At 68.4% G+C, this 26,265-nt stretch carries 23 protein-coding genes; 10 read left to right on the plus strand and 13 right to left on the minus strand.

Features of this window, described 5'->3' with window-relative positions:
* Positions 1–148 precede the first annotated feature (148 nt).
* Together EV644_RS13380 and EV644_RS13385 are read left to right on the plus strand one after the other, a co-directional pair.
* Positions 149–2,926: a helix-turn-helix transcriptional regulator gene (locus EV644_RS13380; protein WP_132188569.1), complete on the plus strand. Its 2,778-nt coding sequence runs from the start codon at positions 149–151 to the stop codon at positions 2,924–2,926.
* 155 nt (positions 2,927–3,081) lie between these two features.
* Positions 3,082–4,389, plus strand: coding sequence for a peroxidase family protein (locus EV644_RS13385; RefSeq protein WP_199239793.1), 1,308 nt, complete (start codon positions 3,082–3,084; stop codon positions 4,387–4,389).
* 152 nt (positions 4,390–4,541) lie between these two features.
* On the opposite strand, the gene EV644_RS13390 is transcribed toward EV644_RS13385, so the two are convergent.
* Both EV644_RS13390 and EV644_RS13395 read right to left on the minus strand, forming a co-directional pair.
* Positions 4,542–5,366, minus strand: a complete 825-nt coding sequence (locus tag EV644_RS13390) for an alpha/beta fold hydrolase (protein ID WP_132188571.1) — start codon at positions 5,364–5,366, stop codon at positions 4,542–4,544.
* A 52-nt stretch (positions 5,367–5,418) separates the two neighbouring features.
* On the minus strand, positions 5,419–6,198 hold the full coding sequence (locus tag EV644_RS13395) for a MerR family transcriptional regulator (RefSeq protein WP_158292818.1): 780 nt from the start codon (positions 6,196–6,198) through the stop codon (positions 5,419–5,421).
* A gap of 50 nt (positions 6,199–6,248) precedes the next feature.
* On the opposite strand from EV644_RS13395, the gene EV644_RS13400 reads away from it, so the two are divergent.
* From EV644_RS13400 to EV644_RS13410, 3 genes are read left to right on the plus strand one after another with little or no spacing between them, the layout of a single operon-like run.
* Entirely contained in the window at positions 6,249–7,271 is a 1,023-nt protein-coding gene (locus tag EV644_RS13400) for an ABC transporter ATP-binding protein (RefSeq protein WP_132188573.1), read from the plus strand.
* A complete protein-coding gene (locus tag EV644_RS13405) occupies positions 7,268–8,068 on the plus strand; it encodes an ABC-2 family transporter protein (RefSeq protein ID WP_241998126.1) in 801 nt (266 codons plus the stop codon). The genes EV644_RS13400 and EV644_RS13405 overlap by 4 nt, the downstream gene beginning before the upstream one ends.
* A 2-nt stretch (positions 8,069–8,070) precedes the next feature.
* Positions 8,071–8,856 (plus strand): ABC transporter permease, encoded by a 786-nt coding sequence (locus EV644_RS13410; protein ID WP_132188574.1) that lies wholly within the window; start codon positions 8,071–8,073, stop codon positions 8,854–8,856.
* A gap of 18 nt (positions 8,857–8,874) precedes the next feature.
* On the opposite strand, the gene EV644_RS13415 is transcribed toward EV644_RS13410, so the two are convergent.
* The 3 genes from EV644_RS13415 to EV644_RS13425 form a co-directional block, all read right to left on the minus strand.
* Entirely contained in the window at positions 8,875–9,873 is a 999-nt protein-coding gene (locus EV644_RS13415) for a Gfo/Idh/MocA family protein (RefSeq protein ID WP_132188575.1), read from the minus strand.
* A 48-nt stretch (positions 9,874–9,921) separates the two neighbouring features.
* Positions 9,922–10,938, minus strand: coding sequence for a Gfo/Idh/MocA family protein (locus tag EV644_RS13420; RefSeq protein ID WP_132188576.1), 1,017 nt, complete (start codon positions 10,936–10,938; stop codon positions 9,922–9,924).
* 285 nt (positions 10,939–11,223) lie between these two features.
* Complete coding sequence (locus tag EV644_RS13425) at positions 11,224–12,531, minus strand: MFS transporter (RefSeq protein ID WP_132188577.1); 1,308 nt, start codon at positions 12,529–12,531, stop codon at positions 11,224–11,226.
* Between the two features lie 35 nt (positions 12,532–12,566).
* Between EV644_RS13425 and EV644_RS13430 the strand changes: the two genes are divergently transcribed.
* A complete protein-coding gene (locus EV644_RS13430; RefSeq protein ID WP_132188578.1) occupies positions 12,567–13,064 on the plus strand; it encodes a winged helix-turn-helix transcriptional regulator in 498 nt (165 codons plus the stop codon).
* Positions 13,065–13,067: 3 nt separating this feature from the next.
* Here the strand turns inward: EV644_RS13430 and EV644_RS13435 are convergent, their stop codons facing one another.
* Positions 13,068–13,649, minus strand: a complete 582-nt coding sequence (locus tag EV644_RS13435; RefSeq protein WP_132188579.1) for an NAD-dependent epimerase/dehydratase family protein — start codon at positions 13,647–13,649, stop codon at positions 13,068–13,070.
* Positions 13,650–13,910: 261 nt separating this feature from the next.
* On the opposite strand from EV644_RS13435, the gene EV644_RS13440 reads away from it, so the two are divergent.
* Positions 13,911–14,981 carry a ferritin-like domain-containing protein gene (locus EV644_RS13440; RefSeq protein WP_132188580.1) on the plus strand — a complete coding sequence of 357 codons (1,071 nt, stop codon included), beginning with the start codon at positions 13,911–13,913 and terminating at the stop codon, positions 14,979–14,981.
* 21 nt (positions 14,982–15,002) lie between these two features.
* On the opposite strand, the gene EV644_RS13445 is transcribed toward EV644_RS13440, so the two are convergent.
* Complete coding sequence (locus EV644_RS13445; RefSeq protein WP_241998127.1) at positions 15,003–17,759, minus strand: ATP-binding protein; 2,757 nt, start codon at positions 17,757–17,759, stop codon at positions 15,003–15,005.
* Between the two features lie 112 nt (positions 17,760–17,871).
* On the opposite strand from EV644_RS13445, the gene EV644_RS13450 reads away from it, so the two are divergent.
* Positions 17,872–19,260 carry an SIR2 family protein gene (locus tag EV644_RS13450; RefSeq protein ID WP_158292819.1) on the plus strand — a complete coding sequence of 463 codons (1,389 nt, stop codon included), beginning with the start codon at positions 17,872–17,874 and terminating at the stop codon, positions 19,258–19,260.
* Positions 19,261–19,307: 47 nt separating this feature from the next.
* Here EV644_RS13450 and ligD read toward each other — a convergent pair whose 3' ends face one another.
* Together ligD and EV644_RS13460 are read right to left on the minus strand one after the other, a co-directional pair.
* Entirely contained in the window at positions 19,308–20,279 is a 972-nt protein-coding gene (gene ligD, locus EV644_RS13455) for a non-homologous end-joining DNA ligase (protein ID WP_132188583.1), read from the minus strand.
* Between the two features lie 50 nt (positions 20,280–20,329).
* Positions 20,330–20,872: a hypothetical protein gene (locus tag EV644_RS13460; protein ID WP_132188584.1), complete on the minus strand. Its 543-nt coding sequence runs from the start codon at positions 20,870–20,872 to the stop codon at positions 20,330–20,332.
* Between the two features lie 183 nt (positions 20,873–21,055).
* On the opposite strand from EV644_RS13460, the gene EV644_RS13465 reads away from it, so the two are divergent.
* Positions 21,056–21,895 carry an alpha/beta fold hydrolase gene (locus tag EV644_RS13465; protein ID WP_132188585.1) on the plus strand — a complete coding sequence of 280 codons (840 nt, stop codon included), beginning with the start codon at positions 21,056–21,058 and terminating at the stop codon, positions 21,893–21,895.
* Between the two features lie 22 nt (positions 21,896–21,917).
* On the opposite strand, the gene EV644_RS13470 is transcribed toward EV644_RS13465, so the two are convergent.
* Together EV644_RS13470 and EV644_RS13475 are read right to left on the minus strand one after the other, a co-directional pair.
* On the minus strand, positions 21,918–22,466 hold the full coding sequence (locus EV644_RS13470) for a YceI family protein (RefSeq protein WP_132188586.1): 549 nt from the start codon (positions 22,464–22,466) through the stop codon (positions 21,918–21,920).
* Positions 22,463–22,930 carry a nuclear transport factor 2 family protein gene (locus EV644_RS13475; RefSeq protein ID WP_132188587.1) on the minus strand — a complete coding sequence of 156 codons (468 nt, stop codon included), beginning with the start codon at positions 22,928–22,930 and terminating at the stop codon, positions 22,463–22,465. The genes EV644_RS13470 and EV644_RS13475 overlap by 4 nt, the downstream gene beginning before the upstream one ends.
* Before the next feature lie 178 nt (positions 22,931–23,108).
* On the opposite strand from EV644_RS13475, the gene sigJ reads away from it, so the two are divergent.
* On the plus strand, positions 23,109–24,026 hold the full coding sequence (gene sigJ, locus EV644_RS13480) for an RNA polymerase sigma factor SigJ (protein WP_132188588.1): 918 nt from the start codon (positions 23,109–23,111) through the stop codon (positions 24,024–24,026).
* A 30-nt stretch (positions 24,027–24,056) separates the two neighbouring features.
* Here the strand turns inward: sigJ and EV644_RS13485 are convergent, their stop codons facing one another.
* On the minus strand, positions 24,057–24,890 hold the full coding sequence (locus EV644_RS13485) for a bifunctional allantoicase/(S)-ureidoglycine aminohydrolase (RefSeq protein WP_132188589.1): 834 nt from the start codon (positions 24,888–24,890) through the stop codon (positions 24,057–24,059).
* Complete coding sequence (gene allB, locus EV644_RS13490) at positions 24,887–26,236, minus strand: allantoinase AllB (protein ID WP_132188590.1); 1,350 nt, start codon at positions 26,234–26,236, stop codon at positions 24,887–24,889. The genes EV644_RS13485 and allB overlap by 4 nt, the downstream gene beginning before the upstream one ends.
* Positions 26,237–26,265: the final 29 nt, after the last annotated feature.

Consider the following 26,265-nt stretch of genomic DNA (forward strand, 5'->3'; position numbering starts at 1 on the left):
CGCGGCTCCAACCGACTACTGACCGATCGCTGCCGATCATGCTCAGTCCGGTGAGTCTCACACTCCGAGAGATCGGGTGGCGCATTCGTGTCCGGCGGGTGGGCCACGCTGTCGCGGACCGGCGAAGAGCTCTAATCTCGTTGGAGAGATGACGATTGGTGGCGGGGCGCACGGGCTTCGCGGTCGGCGAGCGGAGTGTGCGCGGCTGGACCGTCTGGTGGCCGACGTGCGCTCGGGCCAGGGTCAGGTCCTGATCGTCCGTGGTGAGGCAGGCATCGGAAAGTCCGCTCTGCTCGACTACCTGGCCGGGCAGGCCGACGGGATGCGGGTTGCCCGCGCGGCTGGGGTCGAGTCCGAGATGGAGCTCCCTTTCGCCGGCCTGCACCAGTTGTGCGCTCCGATGCTGAACCTCGGCGATCACCTGCCACGACTGCAGCGCGAGGCGCTGGCTGTCGCGTTCGCCGAGAGTGTCGGGGGCCCGCCGGACAGGTTCCTGCTCGGCGTGGCGGCGCTGAGTCTGCTGGCGGAGGCGTCCGGCCGAGAGCCGCTGCTGTGCGTCATCGACGACGCGCAGTGGCTGGATCAGGCTTCGGCGCAGACACTGGCCTTCGTCGGCCGGCGTCTGTTCGCCGAGCGCATCGGGATGGTTTTCGCCGTCCGGGAGCCCGTGGCCGGTCCCCAGTGGCGAGGCTTCCAGGATCTGGTCGTCGGCGGCCTGGCGGACGAGCATGCCGGGGCCTTGCTCGACGCCGCGGTCCCCGGGCGGCTGGACGTCCACATCCGGGACCGGATCGTGGCGGAGACCCGCGGCAATCCGCTGGCGCTGCTGGAGCTGCCCCGGGGGCTGACCACCATCCAGTTGGCCGGTGGGTTCGAGGGGCCGGACACTCGACCCCTGGCGAGCCAGATCGAGCAGAACTTCGCTCAACGGGTGCAGTCGCTTCCGCCGCAGACGCAGCAGTTGTTGCTGACAGCCGCCGCCGAGTCCGTCGGCGACCTACCACTCCTGCTCCGGGCTCTCACCATCCTGGGCGTCCCGGTCAGCGCGGCAACACCTGCCGAAGCGGCCGGCCTGATCGAACTCGGTGCGCGAGTCCGCTTCCGGCATCCTCTGGTGCGGTCGGCGACGTACCGGACGAGGGCCTCGGCCGACCGCCGCGAAGTACACCGGGCTCTCGCCGAGGCGATCGATCCGCACCTCGATCCCGATCGGCGTGCCTGGCATCGCGCCCAGGGAGCGGCCGGTCCCGATGAGGACGTCGCCTGCGAGCTGGTCAGCTCCGCCGACCGGGCCCAGCGCCGCGGCGGTGTCGCGGCCACGGCCGCCTTCCTCCAGCGGGCGACCGAGCTCACCCCGGACCCGGCCGAGCGGGCGGCCCGCGCCCTGGCCGCCGCCCGGGCCACCCTCCACGCCGGCGCTTTCGATACCGCGCTGAGGCTGCTCGTCACCGCCGACGAAGGGCCGGCGAACCCCCTGCACCGGGCCCACGTGAATCTCCTGCGGGCGCAGATCGCGTTCGCCTCCGGTCACAGCGTGGACGGCGCTCATCTGCTTCTGGACGCCGCCCGGCGGCTCGAGCCGCTCGACCTCGAACTCGCCCGCGACACCTATCTGGACGCGATCGCGGCCTCGACGTTCGCCGGGCGTCTCGCGCCCAGTTCCCCGCAGACCGAAGTGGCGCGAGCAGCCCGCGCGGCGCCGCGGCCGAAGGCACCCCGCAAGCACGATCTGCTGCTGGAAACCGTGGCTGTGCTGTTCACCGACGGCTATCCGGCGGCGGTACCCCTGGCCAGGAAGGCGCTCCGGCTGTTCTCGGACGAGGAGCTGGCGGAGCAGAGCGACCTGCGCTGGCTCTGGCTGGCATCGCGCACCGCCGTCGATCTGTGGGACGACGAGAACTGGGACGTCCTCACCGCGCGGCACCTCAGGATCGCCCGTGAGCTGGGCGATCTCACCGAGCTTCCGCTGGTGATGAACTCCCGGGTCCTCCTGCACCTGTTCGCCGGGGAGTTCGCGGCGGCCTCCTCGCTGGTCGCGGAGATCCGGACGATCGCCGAGGCGACCGGGATCGGCCTGGCGCCGTACGGCGCTATCGCTGTGGCGGTCTGGCGGGGCGATCCGGACGAAGCCGGCCGCCTGATCGCCACGACGATCGACGACGTCACGGCGCGGGGCGAAGGCGGCGGGTTGTCCTTCGCCCACTGGGCCAACTCCGTGCTCATGATCAGCCTCTCCAGGTACCAGGAGGCGCTGGCGGCGGCCAGAGCCGCCACCGAGGATCCGAAAGACTACGGCGTCGCCGACTGGGCCCTGCCAGAACTGGTCGAGGCAGCAGCGCGGAGCGGGCGGCCCGAGCTGGCGGCCGAGGGCTTCGACCGGCTGACCGAGATGGCGAAGGCAAGCAGTACGGACTGGGCGCTGGGCCTGCTCGCTCGCTCGAGAGCCCTGCTGGCGACCGGCCCGGCGGCCGAGTCCGAGTATCTGGAGGCCATCGAGCGACTCGGCCGGACGCGGGTCCGGATGGATCTCGCCCGGGCTCATCTGGTCTACGGCGAGTGGCTCCGCCGGGAGGGCCGGCGTCAGGATGCCCGCGGCGAACTGCGGACGGCGTACGACATCCTCTCCGCGGCCGGTGCCGACGCGTTCGCCGACCGGGCACGCCGTGAGCTCGCGGCCACCGGTGAGGTCGTCGACGAGCGCGCACGACGGTCCGGTGACAGCTTGACCGCGCAGGAGGCGCAGATCGCCGAGCTCGCCGGCGCCGGCCTGACCAATGCCCAGATCGGAGCCCAGATGTTCCTCAGCCAGCACACGGTCGAGTGGCATCTGCGCAAGGTCTTCACCAAGCTGGGCATCACCTCCCGACGGCAGCTCCGCCCACCGGTCGCCGAGACCACGCCGGCCGACCCCGGTCTCACCGGCTAGGAGGCCTGTCACAAACCGCGGCTGCCCTGTCCTAGCAGGTGCACCCCAGTCTCACCGGAGGTCTTTCAGTGCCGGAAGCGTCAACCACGGCCCCGCGACACTCGCATGGCAGCCACCTGGCCGCGCGTGACCATTGCCTCAGCGCCGTACGCGCTGTGGACCGGCCGACCGGGGCAGCCCGCTACGGGCGCATGTTCCCGGGGCTGGACCCGCTGCGCACCGACCCCGGACTGCTGATGCGTGCCGGCGGCGACGGCGGTATCTGCGACGCCGCCGCGGTCCGGGACGAGGTAGCAGCCGGAGACGACGCCACCGAGGCCGCCGGCTGGCCGTTCTTCGGCCAGTTGATCGCGCACGACATCACCGCCGATCGTTCGCCCATCGCCGGCGGCGTCAGTTCCGAGGCGCTGCGCAACGCCCGCGCCCCGAAGCTCAACCTGGAGATGGCCTACTCCGACGGCCCGATCGGCTCGCCGTACCTGTTCGACCTCGCCGACCCGGCGAAGTTCCTGCTCGGCCCCGACGGCGGCGACGTACCGCGCAACCAGCAGGGCGTGGCCCTGATCGGCGACCCTCGCAACGACGTGCACCTGTTCTCGCTGACGCTGCACGTCGCCCTGCTGCACGCGCACAACCGAATCGTCGACCTGCTGCGCGATGAGGGGGTGTCCGAGGCCGAGGTCTTCGACCGGGCACGGATCACCCTCACCTGGCACTACCAGTGGATCGTGGTCCACGACTTCCTGCCCCGGCTGGTCGGGGCTCCTCTGACGGAGCAAGTGCTCGCCGAGGGCGGGCGCTGGTACGCGCCGGGGCCGTTGGAGGCGTACATCCCGCTGGAGTTCGCCGACGCGGCCTACCGCTACGGCCACGGCCAGATCCGGCACACCTACCGGCTGGTCGAAGGTGGTCCCGCCGTACCGCTGTTCCCCGACCTGGTCGGGTTCCGCCCCTTGTCCGCCGACCGGCGCCTGGATCTCAGCCAGGTCTTCGACATACCCGGACACCCGCCCGCGCAGCGTGCCAAACGGCTCGACGGCCGCCTCGCCGCCAGCCTCATCGGACTTCCCGAGCAGGTCACCGGCGCGGTCGACAACAACTCCTACCGCTCCCTGGCGGTCCGCGACCTGCTGCGCGGCGAGACCACCGGGCTGCCCAGCGGTGAGGCGATCGCCCGGCTCGTCGGCGCGGCGCCGCTGACCTCCGACGAACTCGAACAGGCCTGGCCGCACGGCACCCCGCTGTGGTTCTACATCCTCAAGGAGGCAGAGCACCGTGGCGACGGAGACCGGCTGGGCCCGGTCGGCGGCCAGATCGTGGCAGAGGTCCTGATCGGACTGCTGCGCGCCGACCCGGCGAGCTACCTCAGCCTGGAATCTGACTGGGAGCCGACCGTGCCTGCAGCCCGACCCGGCTTCGGCCTGGCAGACCTGCTGGCTATCACGGCGGCTGCCGCTCGCTGACCGGCGAGAACCTGCTCAGCGGGTGCCTCGGCGTCGAACCGCGCCTCGGCGAGCTCGCCCAGCCCCTCGGACAGCGCGCCCGGGCGCGCTGTCCCGTGGGCTGGTGAGCCAGCTCGGCCCGCCACGCGGCGTCAGGGACTGGAGCCTGCCTGTCAGGACTGGAAGAAGGCGAGCAGGTCGGCGTTGACGGCGTCAGCCTGGGTGGTCGGCATGCCGTGCGGGAAGTCCTTGTAGGTCTTGAGGGTCCCGTTCGCCAGCAGCTCGGCCGCTCGGGGGCCCGCTGCGACGTACGGCACGATCTGGTCGTCCTCACTGTGGATCACCAGCACCGGGATGGTGATCTTCTTCAGGTCTTCGGTGAAGTCGGTCTGGGAGAAGGCGACGATGCCGTCGTAGTGGGCCTTCGCCCCGCCCATCATGCCCTGGCGCCACCAGTTGGCGATGACCGCCTCGGACGACTCGACGCCCGGCCGGTTGTATCCGTAGAACGGCCCGGTCGGCAGCGCCCGGTAGAACACCGAGCGGTTCGCGGCCAGTTGTGCCTGCAGATCGTCGAAGACCTCCTTCGGCAGGCCGTCCGGGTTGGCGTCGGTCTTCACCATCAGCGGTGGCACCGCGCTGATCAGCGCGGCTTTGACGGCCCGGCTCTCGCCGTGCCGGGCCAGGTAGTGAGTGACCTCCCCGCCACCGGTCGAATGGCCGACGTGGATGGCGTCGTGCAGGTCGAGATGCTCGACGACAGCGGCCAGGTCGTCCGCGTAGTGGTCCATGTCGTGGCCGTCGGCGGTCTGCGTGGACCGGCCGTGACCGCGACGGTCATGGGCGATGACGCGATACCCCTGCTGCAGGAAGAACAGCATCTGGTTGTCCCAGTCGTCGGCCGACAGCGGCCATCCGTGACTGAAGACGATCGGCTGGCCGCTTCCCCAATCCTTGAAGAAGATCTCGATGCCGTCGCTGGTCGTGATCGTTCCCATTCCGTGCCTCCGTTGATCGGTTTGGGGCGGCCCAGAGTGTCTTGGCGCCAGCCTAACGACTTCGACCGGCGCCGGGCAGTGCCGATTCCAGGTAGTTGTGCAAGGTGCTGGTGGCGGTGATGCATGACCAGGTCATCTGGTTCAGTCTCTCGAGCCGTTCGTCGAGCGCGTGCCGGATCTGGTCGGGTCGGCCGCCGGCCAACTCGTCGAGTACCTGACGAATCGTGTCGAAGCGGTACCCGACATCTCGAAGCAGTGCTATCACATTGAGCCGGCCGAGTTGCTCGGCGTCGTACAGGCGGTACTCGGTCGACGGCTCGCGGGCGGGGTGGAGCAGTCCCTGGCGTTCCCAGAAGCGCACGGCGGAAGGTCTCACGCCGACGGTCCTTGCGGCTTCCTTGATTCGGACCGCCGCTCGGCCGCGCGCCTGCGAGGCCTCCTTGGATCGGCGCAGTACGGCGTCGGTGGCCTCAAGAGCCGCAGCGATCCGGATGCGTTGGCTGTCGAGCGCCGCATGCCGCGAGTTGACGAGGCCATAGGCGGTCGGGCGATCGCCGAGATGAACGGCGCGCATGACCTCGAGGGCGCCCTGCCAGCCGTAGCCGTCGATCAGGATCCTCGAGACCCGGAGCGCCTCGACGTGGTCGGCCGAGTAGCGGCGGTAACCGTTGGCGCCGCGCTCTGCCGCCGGCAGGAAGCCGACCCGCTCGTACGTGCGGATCTGGGTGACGCCGAGGCCGGCCATCCGGGCCAGGTCGATCGGCCGCAGCTGCGTCCGGGGGTTTGACCTACGGCGCAGGCTTTTGGCCGCGCCTGAGGCGACATCTGGCACGAGCGAGCTCCCCAACCCTTCAGCTTGCATCAAACTCCTAGTTTGAGCTTATGAGGACAGATGGGGTCACCGACAGTGAGTCCGGACCGGTTGTTTCCGTGCGGCGACTCGGTATGACGTACCGCGCGGCGGTGCGGGAGGCAGGACTGCGGGCGGCGTTGCGTTCGGTGGTGAAACGCGAGTACCGGGACATCGAAGCGGTGGCCGAGGTGTCCTTCGAGCTTCGCGCCGGCGAGGTCGTCGGGTTCATCGGACCCAATGGGGCAGGCAAGACGACGACGATGAAGATCCTGTCCGGCATCTTGCATCCGACTGTCGGTGAAGCCCGGGTGCTCGGTTTCGTCCCCTGGCGACGGCAGCACGACTATCTCAAGAAGATCGCCCTCGTCCGAGGCAGCCAGCCCATTGGTGGGCCCGCTGAGCTGACGGTGATGGATTCCTTGCGCTACCAGCAGCTTCTCTATGAGGTGTCGCACGCCGACTTCCGCGCCAACGTCGCCGAACTGGTCGGCATGCTCGACCTCGAGTCGTTGCTGGACCGCCAGGTGCGCGCCCTGAGTCTGGGCGAACGGATGCGGGCCGGGCTCGCCACGACCCTCGTGTACCGGCCGAAGGTGCTGTTCCTGGACGAGCCGACACTCGGACTCGACGTGTCCGCGGCGGCCGCGCTGCGCCGATTCGTCGCGGAATACGCGGTCCGAACGGGCGCGACGGTTCTGCTCACCAGCCACTACATGGCCGATGTGGCGTCGTTGTGCCGGCGAGTGATCCTGATCGATCGGAGCCGGGTCCGCTACGACGGTGACCTGAACTCACTGGCCACCACCCTGTCGCCGTACAAGCTGATCAAGCTCTCGATGCCCGACCGGACGGGCATCGACTGGGAACGCTTCGGCGAACTGGACACAACCCAGGACCTGGAGCAAGAACAGGTCTCGCTACGAGTACGTCGCGAGGCTGTACCCGAGGTGACGAGTGAACTGCTGCGACAACTCGCGATCGTCGACCTGACGGTCGAGGATCCACCCCTCGACCTCGTCATCGATCAGTTCTACCAAGCAGGCCGCCGATGACGGCCACGAGCGTGATGGCAACGCAGGTCGAAAGGCTGTTCCGGCTGCTGGGGCTGGGGATCTGGCGAAGCTCGGTCCAGTGGTGGAGCTTCCGCACGTTCGTCATCACCTTGGTGATCGGGCAGGCGGTCACCCCGTTGCTGGGGCTCTTCGTGTGGTCGTCGGCCGTCCCTGGGAATCCGACGGTGGCGACGTACTACGTGGTGCTGCTCGGCGTTCAGTTGATGACCGTCTCCTATGAGCACCACACCCTGGCGAACGGGATCTACGGCGGCGACTTCGCGATCGAGCTGACGAAGCCTCGGCCCGTCGTACTCGACTATCTGGCGACGAACCTCGCCATCCGGCTGTGGCACCTGCTGTTCGGGCTGCCGTTGATCCTGGTGGTGGGTTGGCTCGCGGGTCTGTCGTTGACGGCTGGCAACGTGCTGTTCGCGGTACCGGCCGTTCTTCTCGCCGCGGCGCTCCGGTTCGTGTTCACCTACACCCTGGCGATCACAGCGGTCTGGACGCAGCGTGCGCATGGCGTGGTCGGGATCGGCGAGTCGTTGATCTTCCTGCTCGGCGGATCAGCGGCCCCACTGAGCTTCCTCCCCCAGCCGATCCAAGAGGTCGGCCGGCTCCTCCCCTTCTGGTCGATGCTCGGAGCGCCGGCAGAAATTGCCGCAGGCAACATCGCGCGGTCCGAAGTCACGACCGTGTACGGCGTACAGGTCGCTTGGCTGATCGTCCTGAGCGGGCTGGCCGCGTTCGTTTGGCGCCTTGGCGTTCGACGCTTCACGGCTGTTGGAGGGTAGAGGTGTTCAAGCTCCTCAGGCTCTTCAGCGCGCTCTTCTCCATGTCGCTTCGGCGCAGCGTTACCTTTCGCACCGACATGCTGTTCGAACTCCTGCTGACACTCGTCGCGGCCGCCTCCTCGCTCGCCGCGCTGAGTGTTGTCTACACCCGCACCGACACCCTTGGCGGCTGGACACCGGGAGAAGCGATCGCCCTGCTCGGGACCTTCCAGGTCGTCAGCGGCCTCCGGACGGTCTTCGTCGAGCCGAACATCGAGTGGTTCGGTGAGCAGGTGAAGAGCGGCAAGTTCGATGCCGTCCTGGTGCAGCCGGCGCCCGCCATCTTCCTGGCCAGCCTCGGCGCTTGCGCACCGATCAGTCTGATCCAGGTCGCGCTCGGCCTCGCCGTCGTGGCCTTCGGGGTCGTCCACGCGGCTGTCGCGCTCACCGTGGTCGGGGTCCTCGCCTGGCTGGTCCTGGTGGTGACAGCCACTGTCATCATGTGGGCGACCCGCGTGATCATCGCTGCGGTCGTGTTCTGGGCCTTCGGGCTCAGCCTCGATGTCGTCTACGACGCGATCTGGCAGTTCGCCCGCTATCCCGTCCAGATCTACCGGCAACCACTCCAGCTGATCTTCACCTACCTGCTGCCCGTCGCGCTCGTTGCGACCGTGCCTGTCGATGTACTCGCCCGCGGCGGCGGACTGGCCGCAGTACCGATCGCGATAGCCATCGCCGCCGCTGCCTGCCTAGCTGCCGGACTGGTCTGGCGCGCGGGCCTGCGCCGCTACACGAGCGCAACCAGCTAGTGTCTCGCTTACGGGACACTAGGTCTGGAGGACCGGGGCGATGGTCTTCGTCCGCGCGCCTTCATAGGCGGCCAGGAGGATCCCGAGTACTGCGATGCCCTCCTCGTCCGTATGCAGCGGACGGGTCTTGTTGAGCAGGGAATCGGCGAAGTGACCGACCTCGGCGACGAAGGTGTCCACCGGCTCCCAGTGGAAGGTGTCGGTCTCACCGGACCGGAGCTGGTAGGTCAGCGAGTTGCCGTTGCTGTGCAGGGATCCGAGCTCCCCGACGATGGAGAACCGCTCGGTGACGGGCGCCGGCTGGTAGGCCCAGCTGGTCACCAGCTGTCCGACGACGCCGTTGTCGAACCTGATCAGGACCTGCGCCGAATCCTCGCCCTCCATGAACTTCAGCCGGTGGGTGGACAACATCGCCGTGGCTTCCACCGGGGAACCACCGGCCAGGTGCAACATCAGGTACGTCGGGTGGTAACCGGTGTCGATCAGCTCGCCACCACCGCTCGTCTTGCTGCTCGCGCGCCAGCCCATGGTGGCCGGATCGAAGTCGTTGTAGAAGCTGTCGGTGGTCCGGACCTCGTACACGTCGCCGATGGTTCCGGCGTCCAGCAACTCCTTCGCCTTGGCCACAGCAGGCAGGAACAGTTGGTTGTGCGCGCACATCAGCGTCACGTCGTTGGTCCGGACTGCCGCCCGAACGTCCGCCGCTTCGTCCGCGGTGAGGCAGAGCGGCTTCTCGCACAAGATGTGCTTGCCGGCTTGGGCAGCGGCGACGATCGCGTCCCTGTGCAGGTGGTGGGGCAGGCAGATGTCGACCGCATCGAGGTCCTCGGCTTCGAGCATCCGGTGATAGTCGGTGTACGGCGTGGCGCCCAGCTCGCCGCCGCGGTCCACCGCCGTCTGCTGCACTGCGTCGGCCACGGCGGTGATGCCGATCCTGTCGGCGTGCTCCCGATAACCACGGATGTGGGCGGCCGCGATGCCACCACCCCCGACGAGCCCGACCTTGATCTGAGGCATAGCAGTCTTCTCCTCGGTTGCCTGGGGTGGTGAGGAAGGGTGGGAAGGTCAGACGCCGTCCGACGCGGAGTACGGGATGGTCCGGCCCTGCGCCGCGGATTCGTTGGCAGCGGCAACCATCCGGGTCAGCTCCACTGCCCGGGCCAGGTTGTCATCCGCCCGGGTGTCGTTGGTGATGTGGTCGACCCACTGGGCGAAGGGATCGTTGCCATGGTCCGGCACCGGCAGCTGCTGGTCCTCGCCGCCGAACGCCGGCCCCGAGACCCGCAGTACGTTGCCTGTCTCGGTGTAGGTCAGGCTGCCGTCGGTGCCGAAGATCTCGATCGTGAAGGGGTTCCGGCTGGCGAACCCTGCCTCGATCACGCCGATCTTCTGGTCGCGATAGCCGGCGGTGACGACGGCGTTGTCCTCCAGGCCGCGACCGTTCACGGAGCGATAGGTCGCGCTGACGGTCTCGGGATCGGCGCCGAGGAACAGCTGGATCAGGTAGACCGGGTGGCAGCCGAGGTCGGTCAGGGCGCCACCGATGGCGGTCTCCCGGTCGAAGAAGCGCTGGGGCAGCCAGCCTTCGTTTCCATCCCGCGGAACAGCTCCGTCGTGGGAGAGCCGGACCCGGCCGTAGGTGAGCCGCCCTAGCCCGCCGGCGCCGATCACGTCACGGATCGCCTGCGTGTAGCCGTGCGCGAGCCGGGGCAGGGAGACCACGAGTTTCACGCCGTTGTCGTCGGCCGCGGCGATGATCTCCTCCGCCTCGGTCACGGTCGGCGCGAGCACCTTCTCGGTGAAGATGTGCTTGCCCGCCTTCGCCGCCCTGACCATCAGGTCGCGATGAGCGTTCGTGGCCGTGCTGATGACGACACCATCGAGGTCGTCACGGCCCAGCAGAGCCTCGAGATCCGCGGTGAACGGAACGCCGAACTGCTCCGCACCGGCCTCCCCCAGCGCCAGGTCGTCATCCCACACCGCGACGAGCTCCGTGCCGGGATGCTCCTGGGTCTGCCGGGCGTAGTCCTTCGCATGAACATGCCAGAACCCCAGTACCGCGATCTTGAGCGGCTTCGACACCTTCTCCTCCTCGCACGAGGTCGCGTGAATATCCAACGGCCAACCGCGATCCACCGTAGCCGAGATGCACCGACCTCGCCGCCCGACTTCCACCAGTTGGTCCGGCACTCCTGCTGCTCACAACAGCGGCCGGCTCGCAACTTCCGGCATGTCGCGCGCATCAAGACTGGTAGCCGGCGTTGCCGGCGACAACCAAGGTGCGTGTGAACTGTTCGAGCCGGTGTCACGCTGGCGGGGCGCCTGACATTGCCTTTGGCAACTTTATGGCTGCTGAGTCGGTCGTGGTCATGCGGGGATGTCGTCTCGCTCCGGCGTGCGCGCGTCGCTGGATCGCAGTACGGAGCTGCTAGTTGGTCCACTGACACTGGGAGTACTGCGCTTGAGGCGGAGCTGGGCGACGAGGCTCATCAGGGCGAGGAGGATGGCCGCTCCGGTGTACCAGGTGACTGCCGGGATCTCCCCGAGGGGGCCGGTCAGTTGGCCTTCGATGACGATGGGGAGGCCGAGAGCGACGTACGAGACCAAGTAGATCCCGCCGACGACTCCCGCGCGTTGGTGCTCCGCCGCGAGCGGGAAGATGAGGCGGAGGGCCGCGGTGAAGGATGCGCCGAAGCCGACACCGGCGATGGCCTGTCCGAGGATCATGATGGCCAGACTTCCGGCGTACACGCCGCTGATGATGCCGACGGCCCCGATGATGGACGCGTAGATGCCGATGGTCATCGCGCGCCGGGAGTCGACGCGGGCGAACACCAGTCCGATGACGGCCGAGGTGGCCGGCGCGATGAAGCCGGCCAGGCCGTTGAGCAGGCCGCTGTTCAGATGGAAGACGCTGCGAACCATGTTCGGCGCGATCCCACCCGAGAGTCCGGCGAGCATCCAGACCGCGGCCACGACCGGCGCCGCCGCGGCGAACTCCCGGCGGGTGGCGGGCGGGAAGGCGATCCGCGGGATCAGCGAGCGGAGCGCGCCCGGTGAGCGGGTCACACTCTCGGGAGACAGGGCGACGACGACAGTGCCGAGGATCGTGACGACGGTGAGGACGACGAAGATGATGGTGTTCGCCGCGGTCGTGAGCTGGATCGCCAAGCCGGCCAGCAAGGAGCCGAAGCCGAGGCCTCCGGTCAGGCCGACGCTGCCGAGGATCATGCCCAGTCTCTTCCGGCTGGGCGGAGCGAGTTCGACGAGCGCCGCGGTGAAGGCAGTTGTCGCCGCGCCGCTGGCAACGCCCTGCACGATGCGACCGGCGATCACCCAGCCGATGTCACTGGCCACGAGGAACAGGAGGTTCGACGCGACCTGAACGACGAGTGCGCCGATCAGCACTGGGCGCCGGCCGATGTGGTCGGACAGTGACCCGACCGTCAGGACGGCGGCGAGGAAGCCGATCGCGTAGACGGCGAACGCCACCGTGAGAAGCGACGCGGGAAAGTTCCACTGCTCCTTGTAGACCACGAGCAACGGCGTCAGCGCGCCTGCCGCGAGGTACAGGCTCGTGAACGTGATCGCCGCGCCCGCCAACGCCAGTCCGGCGGGCAGGAGCGGACGGCGCCGGCTGGCCGGCGCCCTGGTGGAGACCTGAGATGATGACACGAGAAGCTCCTTGCGGTTACGAGGTGGATGAAGTCATGGCGATCACGTTCGAAGGTGTGCTGGCCGACCGGAGTACGTGGCGGCTGGAGAACTGCTCGATCGCGCTGGCGATGGATGTCATCGGCACCCGGTCGTCGATGCTGATCCTTCGCGAGGCCCTCTACGGCACCACCCGGTTCGACGACTTCGCCCGGCGTACGAGGGTCACCGATGCGATCGTGGCGGCGCGGCTCAAGGAACTCACCGAGCTCGGACTGTTCACCAAGCAGCCCTACCGGGAGCCGGGCAAGCGCACCCGCGACGAGTACCACCTGACCGACAGGGGCCGAGATCTGCTGCCCGCCGTCTTCGCGCTCATGCAGTGGGGCAACAAGTACCTGCAGGCGGAAGAAGGCGGGCCGCTGCGCCTGGTGGAACGAGGTACCGGCGAGCCTGTGGTGATCGGTCCGCGCACCGAATCCGGGCGGAACCTCGACCTCGACGATCTCGCGATCGTGGCCAACGGTGATTGGGCCGAGCCACAGGACACCTGATCCTCAGTCGGTGATGACGATGACGCCGGATGGCTCGCCCAGCACCTCCACCGTCCGGTCGGCGGCTCGGTCGATGTGGACCCGGGGCTCCGCGGGCTGCCCCTGCTCGTTGTAGGTGCCGGGCCCGTAGAACTGTCCGTAGCTCAGCACGACCCCGCCCTCGGCGAGAACCGAAGCCTCCAGCTCTGCGAGAGCCCGAGCGTCAGGCCCGTCAGGCAGCTGCCAGGCGACGCTCTGGGCCAGGATCTTCGGCGACCCGCTCTTCCGCGCGGCCTCGATCAGGTTCTGGTTGCCCTCGGTCCGGATCCGGGCGTTCAGGTCTTCGTGGTCGCCGATCTTCGTCACATCGTCCGGCAGGTCGGTCAGCTCGTTCAGGATGACGTCCGGCTGGAAGTCGACCACCGCCTGGATCAGCGCCTCCCGGTCGAAGACATCACAAAGAATCGCTTGGCCGCCGAGGCCGCGCAGGAGCTCCGTCTTGCCGGCCGAGCGCGTCATGGCGCCGACCACGTGCCCCTGCTGAACCAACCGGGGAATCAACCGCTGCCCGATCACTCCGGACGCGCCGGCCAGAAAGATCCTCATCGCCATGACTTCTCCTCAACTCTGTTTAGATCCTGGATGTTTGATGTCCAGGTTTGATATTCTGAACTGTAGGAGCTGACTACAGCGCAGTCAAGTCAGCTACTGCGTGACCTGGATGACGAAGGACCCCGCCATGACCCACCGGGACCACGGACCCGGGGATGACCGGGGTACTCACGGGCGCGCCCCCTCCCGCCTGGCTCGCACAGTTGATTTGCCCGCACCCCAACGACCGTTGTCGACAGCAGAAGTGAGGCACTCATGAATCACGCAGGACAGCAACGGACCGCCGTGGCGCCAACCAGGGCACGGATCGAGACGCTCGAGAGTCTTCGCGAGCACCTGCAGTGGGCGGTCGAACTGGAGCACGCCACCCTGCCGTCCTACCTGTGCGCGCTCTACTCCCTCGACCCGGAGCAGAACCCGGACGCCGTTCAAGTGGTGAGCAGCGTCTTCGTCGAGGAGATGATCCACCTGGCCCTGGCGGCGAACCTGCTCAACGCCGTCGGCGGGAAGCCCCGGCTCGACACACCCGAGATGCTGCCCTGCTACCCCCGCCGCCTCCCCCATGGCGAGCACTCGCTGGAGTTGTCGCTGGTTCCTTTCGGGCCGGAAGCACTCGAGATGTTCCTCCGCCTGGAACAGCCCGCACCACCCGGAGCTCCGGCCGAAGGCGACCACTACGAGACGATCGGGCAGTTCTACGACGCGATCGAACAAGCACTACGCCACTTGTGCGCTGAACTCGGCGAGCGAGAGGTCTTCTCCGGCGACCCGTCTCGCCAGGTCACCGCAGACCACTTCAGCCACACCGCCGGACGACTGGACCGGGTCGACGATCTCGACACGGCCCTCGCTGCGTTGAAGGAGATCGTCGAGCAGGGGGAAGGCACCGCCCGCGGCGAGGTCTGGGACGGCGACCAGGACATCTTCCACCCCGACCGGGACGAGGTCGCCCACTACTACCGGTTCGTGGAACTCAAGCTGGGCCGGCGCTACCGACGCGGTGACACGCCGCAATCCGGTCCCACCGGCGAGGCTCTCTCCGTCGACTTCGCCGGCGTCCGCCCGATGCGGCGCAACCCGCGCCTGGCCGATCACCCGCTGGACAGCCCGATCCGCACCGCCCAGCAGGAGTTCAACCGCACCTACTGCACACTGCTCCAGTCGCTGGAACAATCGTTCAATGGCTGGCCGAAGACGCTCGGACCCGCTATCCGCACCATGTACGCGCTCAAGACCCAGGCGCAGAGCCTGATGGAGATGCCCGACGGAGACGGCTGCACCGCCGGCCCGACCTTCGAGTACGTCGAACCCGAACTCCGCCGATGAGCCAGGACGAGCGGACCCGCCTCAGGCGTTGAGGAGGGTGCTGGAGAGTTCTCGGCGGGAGCCGATCCCGAGCTTGGCGAAGACCTTGTGGAGGTGCCACTCGACCGTGCGGGGGCTGAGGAACAACTCCGCACCGATCTCGGGGTTCGTTCGGCCCTCCGCCGCCAGCCGTGCGATCTGCGCCTCCTGCGCCGTGAATTCCTCCCTGGCCTCGACGGATCGCCGGCGGAGCGTCTCCCCGGTGGCGACCAGTTCGCGACGAGCTCGTTCGGCGAAGGCTTCGGCGCCCATCTCAGTGAGGATGTCGTACGCCGACCTCAGGTGGCTGCGTGCATCGCGACGACGGTTCTCCCGCCGCAACCACTCGCCGTACAGCAGCTGAGCGCGAGCGTGTTCGACGCGCATGCGAGTCTGGCCGAGCCGCTCTACGGCCTCGGCGTGGTAGGCCTCGGCAGCCTCACCCTGACTCACCTGTGCGCGAGCTCGGGCTTCGATTCCGAGTGCCCAGTCGGTGCCGCTGGCGCTCGTGGTCCGAATCAGCGACTTGAGTGCGTCCGCTGCGCGGTCAGGGTGTCCGCTTCGCGCAGCGGCCTCGACGAGTTCCACCAGCGACCAGGTGGAGAAGCCGAGCTCGTCGGGGTATCCGGCTCCTTGCTCAGCTGCTCTCATGGCTTCCTGGTACTGCCCCAGACCGTTGTGGAGGACAGCCGTCGAGTAATCGACGATGGTGAGTCCCATGCCCTCACCTCGTGCCCCGACCTCCACGAGGATGGTTCGGGTGAGCCCGGAGACGATGTCTTTCCGGCCCTGCCATGCCGCGAGCGCCAGAGCGCCGTACGGCAGCAGGTGATTGCCCATGACCTCGTTGACGGTCGCGAACTCGTTGACCAGCGCGGCGGCCGCTGCGAACTCGCCGGCGAGGAAATGCAGGCCCATCCGGCTGTTGAGTGCGATCGGCAGCACGGCCAGTGCTCCAGCTTCGCGCGCAAGGCGGAGGTGACGTGTGCAGAACACCTCCCAGCTCTCGTCGTCCCAGACGTCGTGGGCAGCGTGGGTGGCGAGCCACAGCCAGCGAAGGGCATCGGGGGTCGACACCTCGTCGGTGCGCCAGGCGTTCAGGGCGCGCCGCACCGGTGGGACGCCTTCCGCATACCCATCGGTTATCAGCGACGCCAGGCCGTCCAGCAGGAGATCGGTAGGCCGAGCGGTCGATGGAAGTGCCGCGCGGGCCGCCTCGGCGACCTCACGGGCGCCGACATCGCCGGCCAGACGTCCGACCAGAAGCCCTGCCGCCAACGCGTCGAGGTAGATGTCGCGGGCAGCGGTTCTGTTCAACGCTTCCATCCGCTGGGCGGCTGACAACAGGAGAGGCGGCGCATCGCGGCCACGGCTGGAGAAGAACGCTATCTGCGCCCGGAGAACCTCCACCTCGGCGTGAGTCGGCTCGTCGAGGTGGAGGTTCGCGGTCTCGATTCTCGCCAGCAGCGCCAGTGCCGCGTCCGACGAGCCGGATTGGTGCCGGGCCCTGGCTGCGGCAAGGACGCGGGCCGGGCGCCGGGCCGGGTCCTGGGTCAGTTCGATGGCACGTTCGAGAAATGCCGCCTGCGCCGCCAGACCGCCCCGGGCCCGCGCCCGATCCGCGGACCTTTCCAGCTCGACGGCGACCTCCTCATCAGGCCTGCTTGCCGCGTACGCCCGGTGCCAGGCCCGTCGGGCGGGATCCAGCACCGGATCGGTCTCCTCGGCCAGCGCGAGATGGACGGCTCGCAAGTCGGTCACCTCCCCGGCTCGGGCAACGGCGGATCGCACCAACGGGTGCCGGAACCGGACTCGTGCGCCCAGCTCGATCAGGCCCACCCGCACCGCCGGCACCGAGGCTGCGAAGTCGACCTCGAGCCGCCGCAAGGCTCGTCTCAGCAGGCTCAGGTCCCCGACGGGTTCGAGGGCAGCTGCCAGCAGGAACAGGCGGGTCGGCCTCGGAAGTGCCCCCCAGCGCTGCGAGAAACCCTGCTCCAGCTGAGTCTCCAGCGGCACCGCGTGCGCGAGACCGAACCCGAAACTGAGCTCGGCTCTCGAAAGGCCGCGAGGCAGTTCCAGCAGCGCCAGCGGGTTGCCCCGGGCCTCGGCCACGATCGTCTCGCGCACGCGATGGTCGACGTGGCCGGTCAGGACGGTGTCGAGCAGCGCGTGAGCATCGGCGTCCCTCAGTCCCCGGACGACCATCGTCGGTTGCCCGGTCAGTTCCTCGTCCTCGTGCTCTCCCCGCAGCGCGAAGACCAGCGCGACCGGATCGGCCAGCTGACGACGGGCCACGAACGCGAGCGTCTGGGCCGAGATGGGGTCGAACCACTGCGCGTCATCGATCATGCACACCAACGGCTGCTCCTCCGCCACGTCGGCGAGCAGACTCAGCACGGCAAGTCCGACCAGGAATCGGTCCGGCGGCTGCCCGGTGTGCATCCCGAAAGCCGTCGCCAGCGCATCACGTTGCGGCCCGGGCAGGCGATCGAGGTGGTCCAGCATCGGCGCGCACAACTGGTGCAAGCCGGAGAAGGGCAGCTCCATCTCGGACTCGACACCCGCCGCTCGGGCGAGCCGGCAGCTCGGCCCGAGCCCACTCGCCAGGTAGTCCAGCAGAGCCGTCTTGCCGACGCCGGCCTCGCCACGCAGTACCAGCACCTGGCTCGCGCCGGCGCGCACGCCGGCCACGAGGGCGTCAAGGGTCGCGCACTCGCTCTGCCTGCCGCGGAGTTCTCTGGGCAGCCGGGGTGACGTCACGGAAAACCTCCGCCGGATTATCTCACAGCCGCGGCACGACAGCCGGTGGCACGAAGGTCTCAGGGATCCTCGGCGTGGAACGAGCGCGGGCCCGACGTGGCACGCTGTTCGGGTGACCATCGACCGGTACGAGCTCGTGGGGATCTTCGGCGGCGCCGTCGATGCCGGCGTCGCCTCGCTGTTCGTGGGCGCCGGTCTGTCCGCGGCGGCCGGACTGCCGACCTGGGGCGATCTCCTGAGCCCGCTCGCCGCCGAGATCGGTGTAGCCGGTGAGTTCGCGGACCTGCCGCTGCTCGCCGAGTACTACGAGCAGAACGGTCCCGGCCGGCGCCCGGCGTTGGAGAATCACCTGCGCAACGAGCTGTCGGCGTACCGGACACCGGCGGTGAGCCATCACCTCATCGCCAAACTCCCGATCGACGAGATCTGGACGACCAACTTCGATTCGCTGCTGGAGACGGCAGCTCCCGATGCCAGTGTCGCCGCGCAGGACAACGACGCTCTCGACATCGGCACCGGGCGCCGGACGATCATCAAGATGCACGGCGGCCTCAGTCTCGACACCCCGCCGACCTGGACCGCCCCACCGGTGATCACCCGCAGCGACTTCGAGCAGTACGAGGACACGCATCCGCGGATGTGGGCGCTGCTGCGAGCGTCGTACCTCACCCGCACCATGCTGTTCCTCGGGTTCAGCTTCGCCGACCCCAACATCGACGTTCTGCTGCGACTCGCCCGTCGCTACGGCACAACTGCAGCCGACCGGCACCTCACCGTCCTGCGTCGACCGGCCGACCCCGAGGGGGTCCAGCTCCACGAACTGCGAGTCCGCGACCTGGAGAACAGCGGTGTGCACGTCTGCGAGATCAGCGACTTCAGCGAACTCACCCCGATGCTGCAGGCAATCACCACCCGCACCCGCCCGGAACGCCTGTTCGTCAGCGGGAGCGGCGACAAGACACTGCTGAAACCGTGGTACGACAAGCTCGCGGTCGCGCTCACCGCTCGTCCCCCGTCGTGGCAGCTCGCCTCGCTCGGCGGACCGGCGGGGTGGGGCGTCACGAGCCGGCTCGCCGAGCTCCTCCGGGCCAACGGTCGCTACAAGCCCGACCGGTTCCGCATCTACTTCCGGAACGATCCAGGAGAACAAGCGCCACTGATGGATGCGCACGTCGGTACCGCGATCTTCACCGACCTCGAGCGGGAAGAACTCGTCGGCAGCGTCCTCGACGACTGCCGCGCCCTGCTGGTCATCTGCGGTGGAAGCGGCACCAGCGAGGAGGTGCGCTGGGCACTCGAACGCGGCGTGAGCGTCATCCCGCTCGCCTCCAGCGGCGCGACCGCACGGGCCGTCTGGGACAGCTCGAGGACACCTCCGGACCTCGGCGGCCGCCCGTGCGATCCCCAGGTCTGGCACAACCTGGCCGACCCCGATCCGGACGTCGCCGTGATGGCCGCGATGACCGCGATAGACCAGGCGATGTGCCGGCCCAGAGGCTAGAACGCCAGCCGCTTCTGATCGCGGCATCGCCGCCGGGGAAGAACTGATCAGCTTTCGCGCACGACCTCGAGTGCAAACTTGTCGTCGCGCAACCCGGTGTACCGCGGATGCCGGAGCAGGCCGTCCCGGGTCCACTCGGTGAAGCCGATCTGCGCCACGAGCCGCGGTTCGACCCAGTGCACGTCCCGCTCACGAACCCGCCCCCGAGTGAACGGCGAGTGCTCCTGCTCGAGGCGCTGCATTCGCGCGTGGAGGTCGGTGAGCACCGAGACGTTGAAGCCGGTTCCCACCTTCCCGGCATAGACGAAATCGGCGCCGTCGAAGTAGCCGACGAGCAACGCGCCGAATTCGGTCCGGGAGCCCTTCGGTGCGGTGTAGCCGCCGATCACCAGTTCCTGGTCACGCACGCACTTGAACTTCAGCCAGTCGTGCGACCGGCCTGCGGCGTACGGCGAATCGGCCCGCTTCGCGATCACGCCCTCGTCACCTCGCGCGCAAGCCTTGCGGAACTCCTCCTCACCGGTGGTGTTGCGGTGCGCCGTAAATCGCAGCGGATCGGCGAAATGGACGGCGTCGCGGAGCAAGCGCTTGCGCTCCCGCAACGGCAAGGCCCGAACGTCGTACCCGTCGAGATGCAACACGTCGAACACGTAGTAGTACACAGCGATGCCGGTTGCTCTTGCCGCGACAGGATCGGTCAGCCCCAGGCGGCCCTGCAGGCGCTCGAAACTGGTCCGCCGGCCGACGAACGCCACCACCTCGCCGTCCAGCACCGCGGCGACCTCGCACTCGCTCGCCACCGCCTCGGCGATCTCGGGATAGGTGCCTTCGAGCGGCTTGTCGTTGCGCGTGCGCAGTCGCACCTCGCCTGACGCGGTACGGAACGCCAGGCACCGCACGCCGTCCCACTTCCGCTCGAACAACCACGCCGGATCGGAGAAGCGCTCGTCTGTCAGCGTGGCCAGCATCGCGCTCGCCGAAGTGGGCATCGGCTGCGGCCGGCGATCGTCGGTCGACATCACTCGTCCTCCCAGCGGAACTGCGGTAGGGGTCGCGGAGCTTGCTCAACTCAGCGTCTCCAGGTCGCGAACAGCGCGTCCGGTGCACCATCTGAAAATACGCCCCCGTAGAACGTCTCCTCCGAGACCTTGAACGCGTAGGGCTCCAGATCCTTGGAGTACACCTCGACCATGTGCGTCGGGTCCATCCCGATCACGTCCGTGGTGCGCGGATTCGGCGTCGACATGACCACCCCGATCAGCGCCTTCCGCTGCATCCGCTCGATCAGGGCGCGCCAGTTGGCCAGGTGCTCGATGATCTCCAGGGCGACGAAGAAATGCGCCTCGCGTGGTGGCGTCCAGTAGTTCAGATTGACACCGTCGATGCCGCCGTCCACGGGGATGTACCGTCCCCGCCATCCGTACTCCGCGCGCAGGCAGTAGTCCAGCTCGGTCATGCCCGCGCCGACGTCCACGATCGTCATGTCGTGGGTGAGGCCGCTCGCTGTCAGCCAGTCGGCGGCAGCGCGGTACCGGACAGCACGGAACTCGTACTTGCCGGTGCGATCGTCCAGGTAGGAGTCGCAGGACTGAATGGTGGGGGTCCAGGTCATGCTCAACTGTCGGAGCCGAGCACGTGGACGCGCGCCTGTGAGTACCCCGGCCACCCCCCGGGTCCGAGCCCCAGGTGGCCGGCCCGGGCATTGACCCGGGACTACCCAGGCGCCCAGGGCCGACCTTCCCACCCAGAGTGGCGGCATCCCGTCATCAAGGGATCCACGCAATAGGAGGACCTCATGCACGCCCATCCCAAGCACAAGACCGCCACTCCCCCAGGCCGCCGCCGGAGAATCGCCGCCCTCGGGGCCGCCGTACTGGCCGTCCTGATCGCCGCCGTGTCCCTCGCGGCGCCTGCCGAGGCGCACACCACCAAACCGACGATCGTGCTCGTCCACGGCGCCTGGGCCGACAGCACCAGTTGGGACAAGGTCGCCCGGCAACTCAAGGACGACGGCTACCGCACCGTGACCCCCGAGCTCGGCCTCAACAGCGTCGCCGAGGACGTCGCGATCGTCCGCACTGCCGTGGACAAGATCTCGGGCAAGAAGGTGCTGGTCGGCCACTCGTACGGCGGCATCGTCACCGCCGGCGCCTCCTACGGCCGCACGGACATCTCCGCGTTCGTCTACGCGGCGGCGCTCGTACCTGACGAGGGCGACTCGATCGGCAGCCTCGGCGCCGATTTCACCCCGTCCGAGGCCTTCGGGCACCTGATCTTCACCGGCGAACCCTTCGCCTCGCCGGCCTTCATCGACCCGGCCTTCTTCCATCAGTACTTCGCTCAAGACCTCAGCAACCGGCAGGCGGCCACGTTGAGCGCCGCACAGCTGCCGCTCAACTTCCCCATCGTCACGACACCTTCCGGCCCGGTCGGCTGGCACAACGTCCCGGCCTGGTACGCCGTGTCCGGCCAGGACCGCATGATCGACCCGGCCCAGGAACGCTGGATGGCAGCACGCGTCGGCGCCACCGTCGTCGAATACCCCACCGCCAGTCACGTCGGCGGAATCACCCGGCTGGCGTCACAGTTCACCGCGCTCATCGAACACGCGGTGCGCTCGACCCGAGTGGGGTGACCGCCGAGGGCCGGGGTGCCGGTCAGGGCCGGCGGATCGCGGTGGCCTCGAACTCCAGGGACACCTTGTAGCCGAGCAGGAGGCCGGCGCCTTCCGCGGCGGCGTTCCAGACGGCGCCCCAGTCCTTGCGGTTGATGGTGGCTCTGCCCTCGAGGGTGGCCCGGAGGTTGCCCTCCGGGTCGTCCTCGGCGCCGGTCAGGTCGAAGTACAGGGTGAGCGGCTTGGTCACGCCGCGGATGGTCAGGTCGCCGGTGACCTTGAAGGTGGTCTCGCCGGCCTGCGCCACGTCGGTGGAGTTGAAGGTGATGCTCGGATGGTCGGCAGTGTCCAGGAAGCTCCTGCACAAGTGGGCGTCGCGCCGTTGGTTCCGGGTCTGGATGCTGTTCGCCCGGATCGTGAGCTGGGCGCTGGACTTCGACGGGTCGTCGCCATCCAGGTACACGCTGCCCTCGAACTCGTCGAACTGCCCGCGAACCTTGGTGATCGTCTGGCGTACGGCGAAGCCGATCCGCGTGTGGGAGGTGTCGAGGACGTAGTCGCCGGTCAGCTCGTTGAGTTTGGTGGTTGTCATGCTTCGTCGCTCCTGAAGGGGAATGGCGCTAGGTCGGGCGAGCCCGCCAGTGGAGTGGAGTCGGCGTACCTGATCTCATAGGCACGCTCGGTGAACCTCCAGCCGTCCGGGGTACGCCGGTAGCGGTCGTGGTAGATGGCGTAGTTCCGGTGGGACCCGCCGTCGCCGAATCGCCCGAACTCCTCGACGTAGGAGCGGCCGGTCGCGGTGTCGCCGTCGAGCCGGATCGTGCCCGGGTGCACGGTCTGCACGAAGTACTCCCACAGCGGCCAGGCCCGCCCGATCCAGGCGCGGATCTCGTCCGGGCCGACGAGCTCGACGTCGATGTGCGACATCCGCCAGACGCCGTCCGGTGTGAACAGCGCCGCGAACCGATCGGGGTCGCGCATCATCCCCGCGTCGGTGAACTCGCCGCGGAGCGCCTCGATCTCGAAGCGGTCGACGATGCTCTGAACGTCGCTCATCGGTCTTGCTCCCTTGTCTGATTTCGCTGAGTGGCATGGTGTTGGCATGGTGTTGTGTCTCAGCGGTACGACGAGGCAGCCCGGTGGAATGTGAGGTGACGACGCCAGACCTCACAGTTCGGTGCGCTGTTTCGTCGAACGGGTAAGAGCAGCTGCGAGCAAGGGAGTCGTCGACATCATGGGTACCGAGTCAGAGCCGGATCCGAGCCTGAGCGCGATCATGAGCGAGCGGCGTCAGCTGATCAACGTCGCTTACCGGCTGCTCGGCTCCCTGGCCGATGCCGAGGACGTCGTCCAGGAGACGTACGCCCGCTGGTACGCCCAGTCCGAGCAGCAGCGGGAGGCCATCGAGTCTCCCGGCGCCTGGCTGACGACGGTCACGAGTCGTATCTGCCTCGACCTGCTCGGGTCGGCGCGGGTCCGGAGGGAGAACTACGTCGGCGAATGGATCCCGGAGCCGCTGCCCGATGGCACGGAGTGGCTCGACGCGCGGCCGGGCGACCCCACGGCGGACCCGGCCGATCGGGTCACCCTCGACGAGTCGATCAACATGGCCTTTCTCGTCGTCCTCGAAGCGATGACTCCGGCCGAGCGCGTCACGTTCATCCTGCACGACGTCTTCCGCTACCCGTTCGCCGACGTGGCCGGGATCGTCGGCCGTACGCCGGCCGCCTGCCGCCAGCTGGCCTCGTCCGCCCGCCGGCGGCTGCGCGAGGCGCAGAGCCCCCCGACTCCGGCGGCACAGCGCGCCGACATCGTCAGGGACTTCAAGCAGGCCTGGCAGGCCAAGGACATCGACGCCCTGATCAACCTGCTCGACCCCGACGCCACCGCGATCGGCGACGGCGGCGGCCTCGCCACCGCCGCGCTCTACCCGGTCGAAGGCGGCGAGCAGATCGCGCGCTACTACGTCGATCTCGCCGAAAGGGCTGAGACGCTGACGCTCCTGGAGCGCACGGTCAACGGTCAGCCCGGCCTGGTGGCTCAGCAGGACGGCGTCACCGTGGTGGTGATCGCCTTCGACATCGCGGGCGACCGGATCAGGAACATCTGGGCCGTGCGCAATCCCGAGAAGCTCCGCCCCTGGACGAACTGACGCCCAGCTCGGCGCTCAGCGGGATTCGAGTCAGAGGAGTTGCCTGGACAGGTTGGCGTGCCGGTTGACGTCCTTGTAGAGGAGGTAGCGGAAGCGGCCCGGACCACCGGCGTAGCAGGCCTGGGGGCAGAACGCCCGCAGCCACATGAAGTCGCCCTCCTGCACCTCGACCCAGTCCTTGTTCAGCAGGTAGACCGCCTTGCCCTCGAGCACGTAGAGGCCGTGCTCCATCACGTGGGTCTCGGGGAACGGGATCACGCCACCGGGCTCGAAGGTGACGATGTTGACGTGCATGTCGTGGCGCAGATCGCCCGGATCGACGAACCGCTGGGTCGACCACCGGCCCTGCGTGTCCGGCATCTCGTGGCCCTGGACGTCGACCTCGTTGGTGACGAACGCTTCGGGGACGTCGATCCCCTCCACCCGCTGGTAGGCCTTGCGGACGAAGTGGAACCGGGCGACCCGGTCGCTGGTGTTGCGCAGCGTCCAGTCGGCGGCCGGTGGTACGAACGCGTACCCGCCCGGCCCGAGCTCGTGCTTCTCGCCCGCGACGGTAAGCGTCAGGTTGCCATCGACAACGAACAGGACGGCCTCGGCACCCGGTTCGGTCTCGGGCCGGTCGCTACCGCCGCCCGGTGCGACCTCGACGATGTACTGCGAGAACGTCTCGGCGAACCCCGACAGCGGCCGGGCCAGCACCCACAGCCGGGTGTCCTCCCAGAACGGCAGGCGGCTGGTGACGATGTCGCGCATCGTGCCGCGCGGCAGCACGGCGTACGCCTCGGTGAAGACGGCCCGGTCGGTGGTCAGCTCGCTCTGCGCGGGCAGTCCGCCGGTCGGAGAGTAGTAGCGCGGCGCTGTCATCCTTGTCCTCCTCGGTTCAGCAGCCGCCCCCGTGGGCCGGCCTCGATGTCGATGGGCTCGCCACGCAGCCACGTACTCCGGACGACCCCGGCGAGCGGCTTCCCGTCGTACGGCGTGAGGGCGTTCTTGTGGTGCAGGGTGGCGGCGTTCACCACAAAGGTCTCGTCCGGCGCGAACACGCAGAAGTCCGCGTCGTACCCGGGCTCGATCCTGCCCTTGTGCAGCAGTGTCGCCTCCGCCGCGGGGGTCTGGCACATCCAGCGGGCGACGTCGACCAGGTCGAACCCTCGCTCGCGCGCCTGCGTCCATACCGCCGGCAGGCCGAGCTGAAGCGAGGCGATTCCGCCCCAAGCAGCTCCGAAGTCGCCAGTGTCCAGGCACTTGAGGTCGATCGTCGACGGCGAGTGGTCGGAGACGACCAGGTCGATCACTCCGTCGCGCAAGCCCTCCCAGAGCAGCTCCCGGTTCTCGGCCTCACGGATGGGTGGGCAGCACTTGTACTGCGTGGCGCCGTCGGGGATCTCCTCGGCGGTGAACGTGAGGTAGTGCGGGCAGGTCTCCGCGGTGATCCGGACTCCGTCCTGGCGAGCCTCGGCCAACAACGGCAGGACGTCCGCGCTGGACACGTGCAGGATGTGCACTCGGCAGCCGGTCAGGGCGGCGAGGCCGATGACGTCGGCAACGGCTGCGTACTCCGCTTCGCGCGGTCGCGAGCGCAGGAAGCCGAGATAGCTCCCGCCATGTGCCGCCGGGGCATGGTCGATCCTGTGCGCGTCCTCGGCGTGCACGATCAGCAGTCCGTCGAACGAGCTGATCTCGCGCATCGCGAGCTCGAGCTCGGCGGGATTCAGCGGCGGGAACTCGTCGACGCCCGAGTGCAGCAGGAAGCACTTGAACCCCAACACCCCTGCCTCATGCAGCGGTTGCAACTGCGAGACGTTGCCGGGGATCGCGCCACCCCAGAACCCGACATCGACGTACACCTGGGTCTGCGCTGTCTTCCGCTTCACCTCGAGCGCCGGTACGTCGCACGTCGGGGGGATGCTGTTGAGCGGCATGTCGATGATCGTGGTGACCCCGCCGGCCGCTGCCGCCCTGGTCGCGGAGGTGAAACCCTCCCACTCGGTGCGCCCGGGATCGTTCACGTGGACATGGGAATCCACCAGCCCCGGCATGAGCACCTCGTCGTCGGCCAGCTCCACCCGGTCCGCAGCCTCACCCCAGAGTGCGGACTCATAAGGCTCGACGGCAACGATCCGGCCGTCTCGGACACCGACGACGCGCGCCACCTCGCCGGCAGTGCTCACCACCCGGCGAGCCCGGATCACGAGCTCCAACGCGGTCATGCGAGGCCCCTCTCCGTTGCTGTCATCGT

Origin of the sequence: Kribbella orskensis (genome assembly GCF_004342085.1) — a bacterium.
In the GTDB taxonomy this organism is placed as follows: Bacteria; Actinomycetota; Actinomycetes; order Propionibacteriales; family Kribbellaceae; genus Kribbella; species Kribbella orskensis.

Bases quoted from the DNA above. Each gene is read 5' to 3' on its own strand.
- EV644_RS13380 (WP_132188569.1), top strand. From the start codon at position 149: ATGACGATTGGTGGCGGGGCGCACGGGCTTCGCGGTCGGCGAGCGGAG.
- EV644_RS13390 (WP_132188571.1), bottom strand. From the start codon at position 5,366: ATGGGAACGATCACGACCAGCGACGGCATCGAGATCTTCTTCAAGGAT.
- EV644_RS13400 (WP_132188573.1), top strand. From the start codon at position 6,249: ATGAGGACAGATGGGGTCACCGACAGTGAGTCCGGACCGGTTGTTTCC.
- EV644_RS13405 (WP_241998126.1), top strand. From the start codon at position 7,268: ATGACGGCCACGAGCGTGATGGCAACGCAGGTCGAAAGGCTGTTCCGG.
- EV644_RS13415 (WP_132188575.1), bottom strand. From the start codon at position 9,873: ATGCCTCAGATCAAGGTCGGGCTCGTCGGGGGTGGTGGCATCGCGGCC.
- EV644_RS13430 (WP_132188578.1), top strand. From the start codon at position 12,567: ATGGCGATCACGTTCGAAGGTGTGCTGGCCGACCGGAGTACGTGGCGG.
- EV644_RS13435 (WP_132188579.1), bottom strand. From the start codon at position 13,649: ATGAGGATCTTTCTGGCCGGCGCGTCCGGAGTGATCGGGCAGCGGTTG.
- EV644_RS13440 (WP_132188580.1), top strand. From the start codon at position 13,911: ATGAATCACGCAGGACAGCAACGGACCGCCGTGGCGCCAACCAGGGCA.
- ligD (WP_132188583.1), bottom strand. From the start codon at position 20,279: ATGTCGACCGACGATCGCCGGCCGCAGCCGATGCCCACTTCGGCGAGC.
- EV644_RS13460 (WP_132188584.1), bottom strand. From the start codon at position 20,872: ATGACCTGGACCCCCACCATTCAGTCCTGCGACTCCTACCTGGACGAT.
- EV644_RS13465 (WP_132188585.1), top strand. From the start codon at position 21,056: ATGCACGCCCATCCCAAGCACAAGACCGCCACTCCCCCAGGCCGCCGC.
- EV644_RS13470 (WP_132188586.1), bottom strand. From the start codon at position 22,466: ATGACAACCACCAAACTCAACGAGCTGACCGGCGACTACGTCCTCGAC.
- EV644_RS13475 (WP_132188587.1), bottom strand. From the start codon at position 22,930: ATGAGCGACGTTCAGAGCATCGTCGACCGCTTCGAGATCGAGGCGCTC.
- sigJ (WP_132188588.1), top strand. From the start codon at position 23,109: ATGGGTACCGAGTCAGAGCCGGATCCGAGCCTGAGCGCGATCATGAGC.
- EV644_RS13485 (WP_132188589.1), bottom strand. From the start codon at position 24,890: ATGACAGCGCCGCGCTACTACTCTCCGACCGGCGGACTGCCCGCGCAG.
- allB (WP_132188590.1), bottom strand. From the start codon at position 26,236: ATGACCGCGTTGGAGCTCGTGATCCGGGCTCGCCGGGTGGTGAGCACT.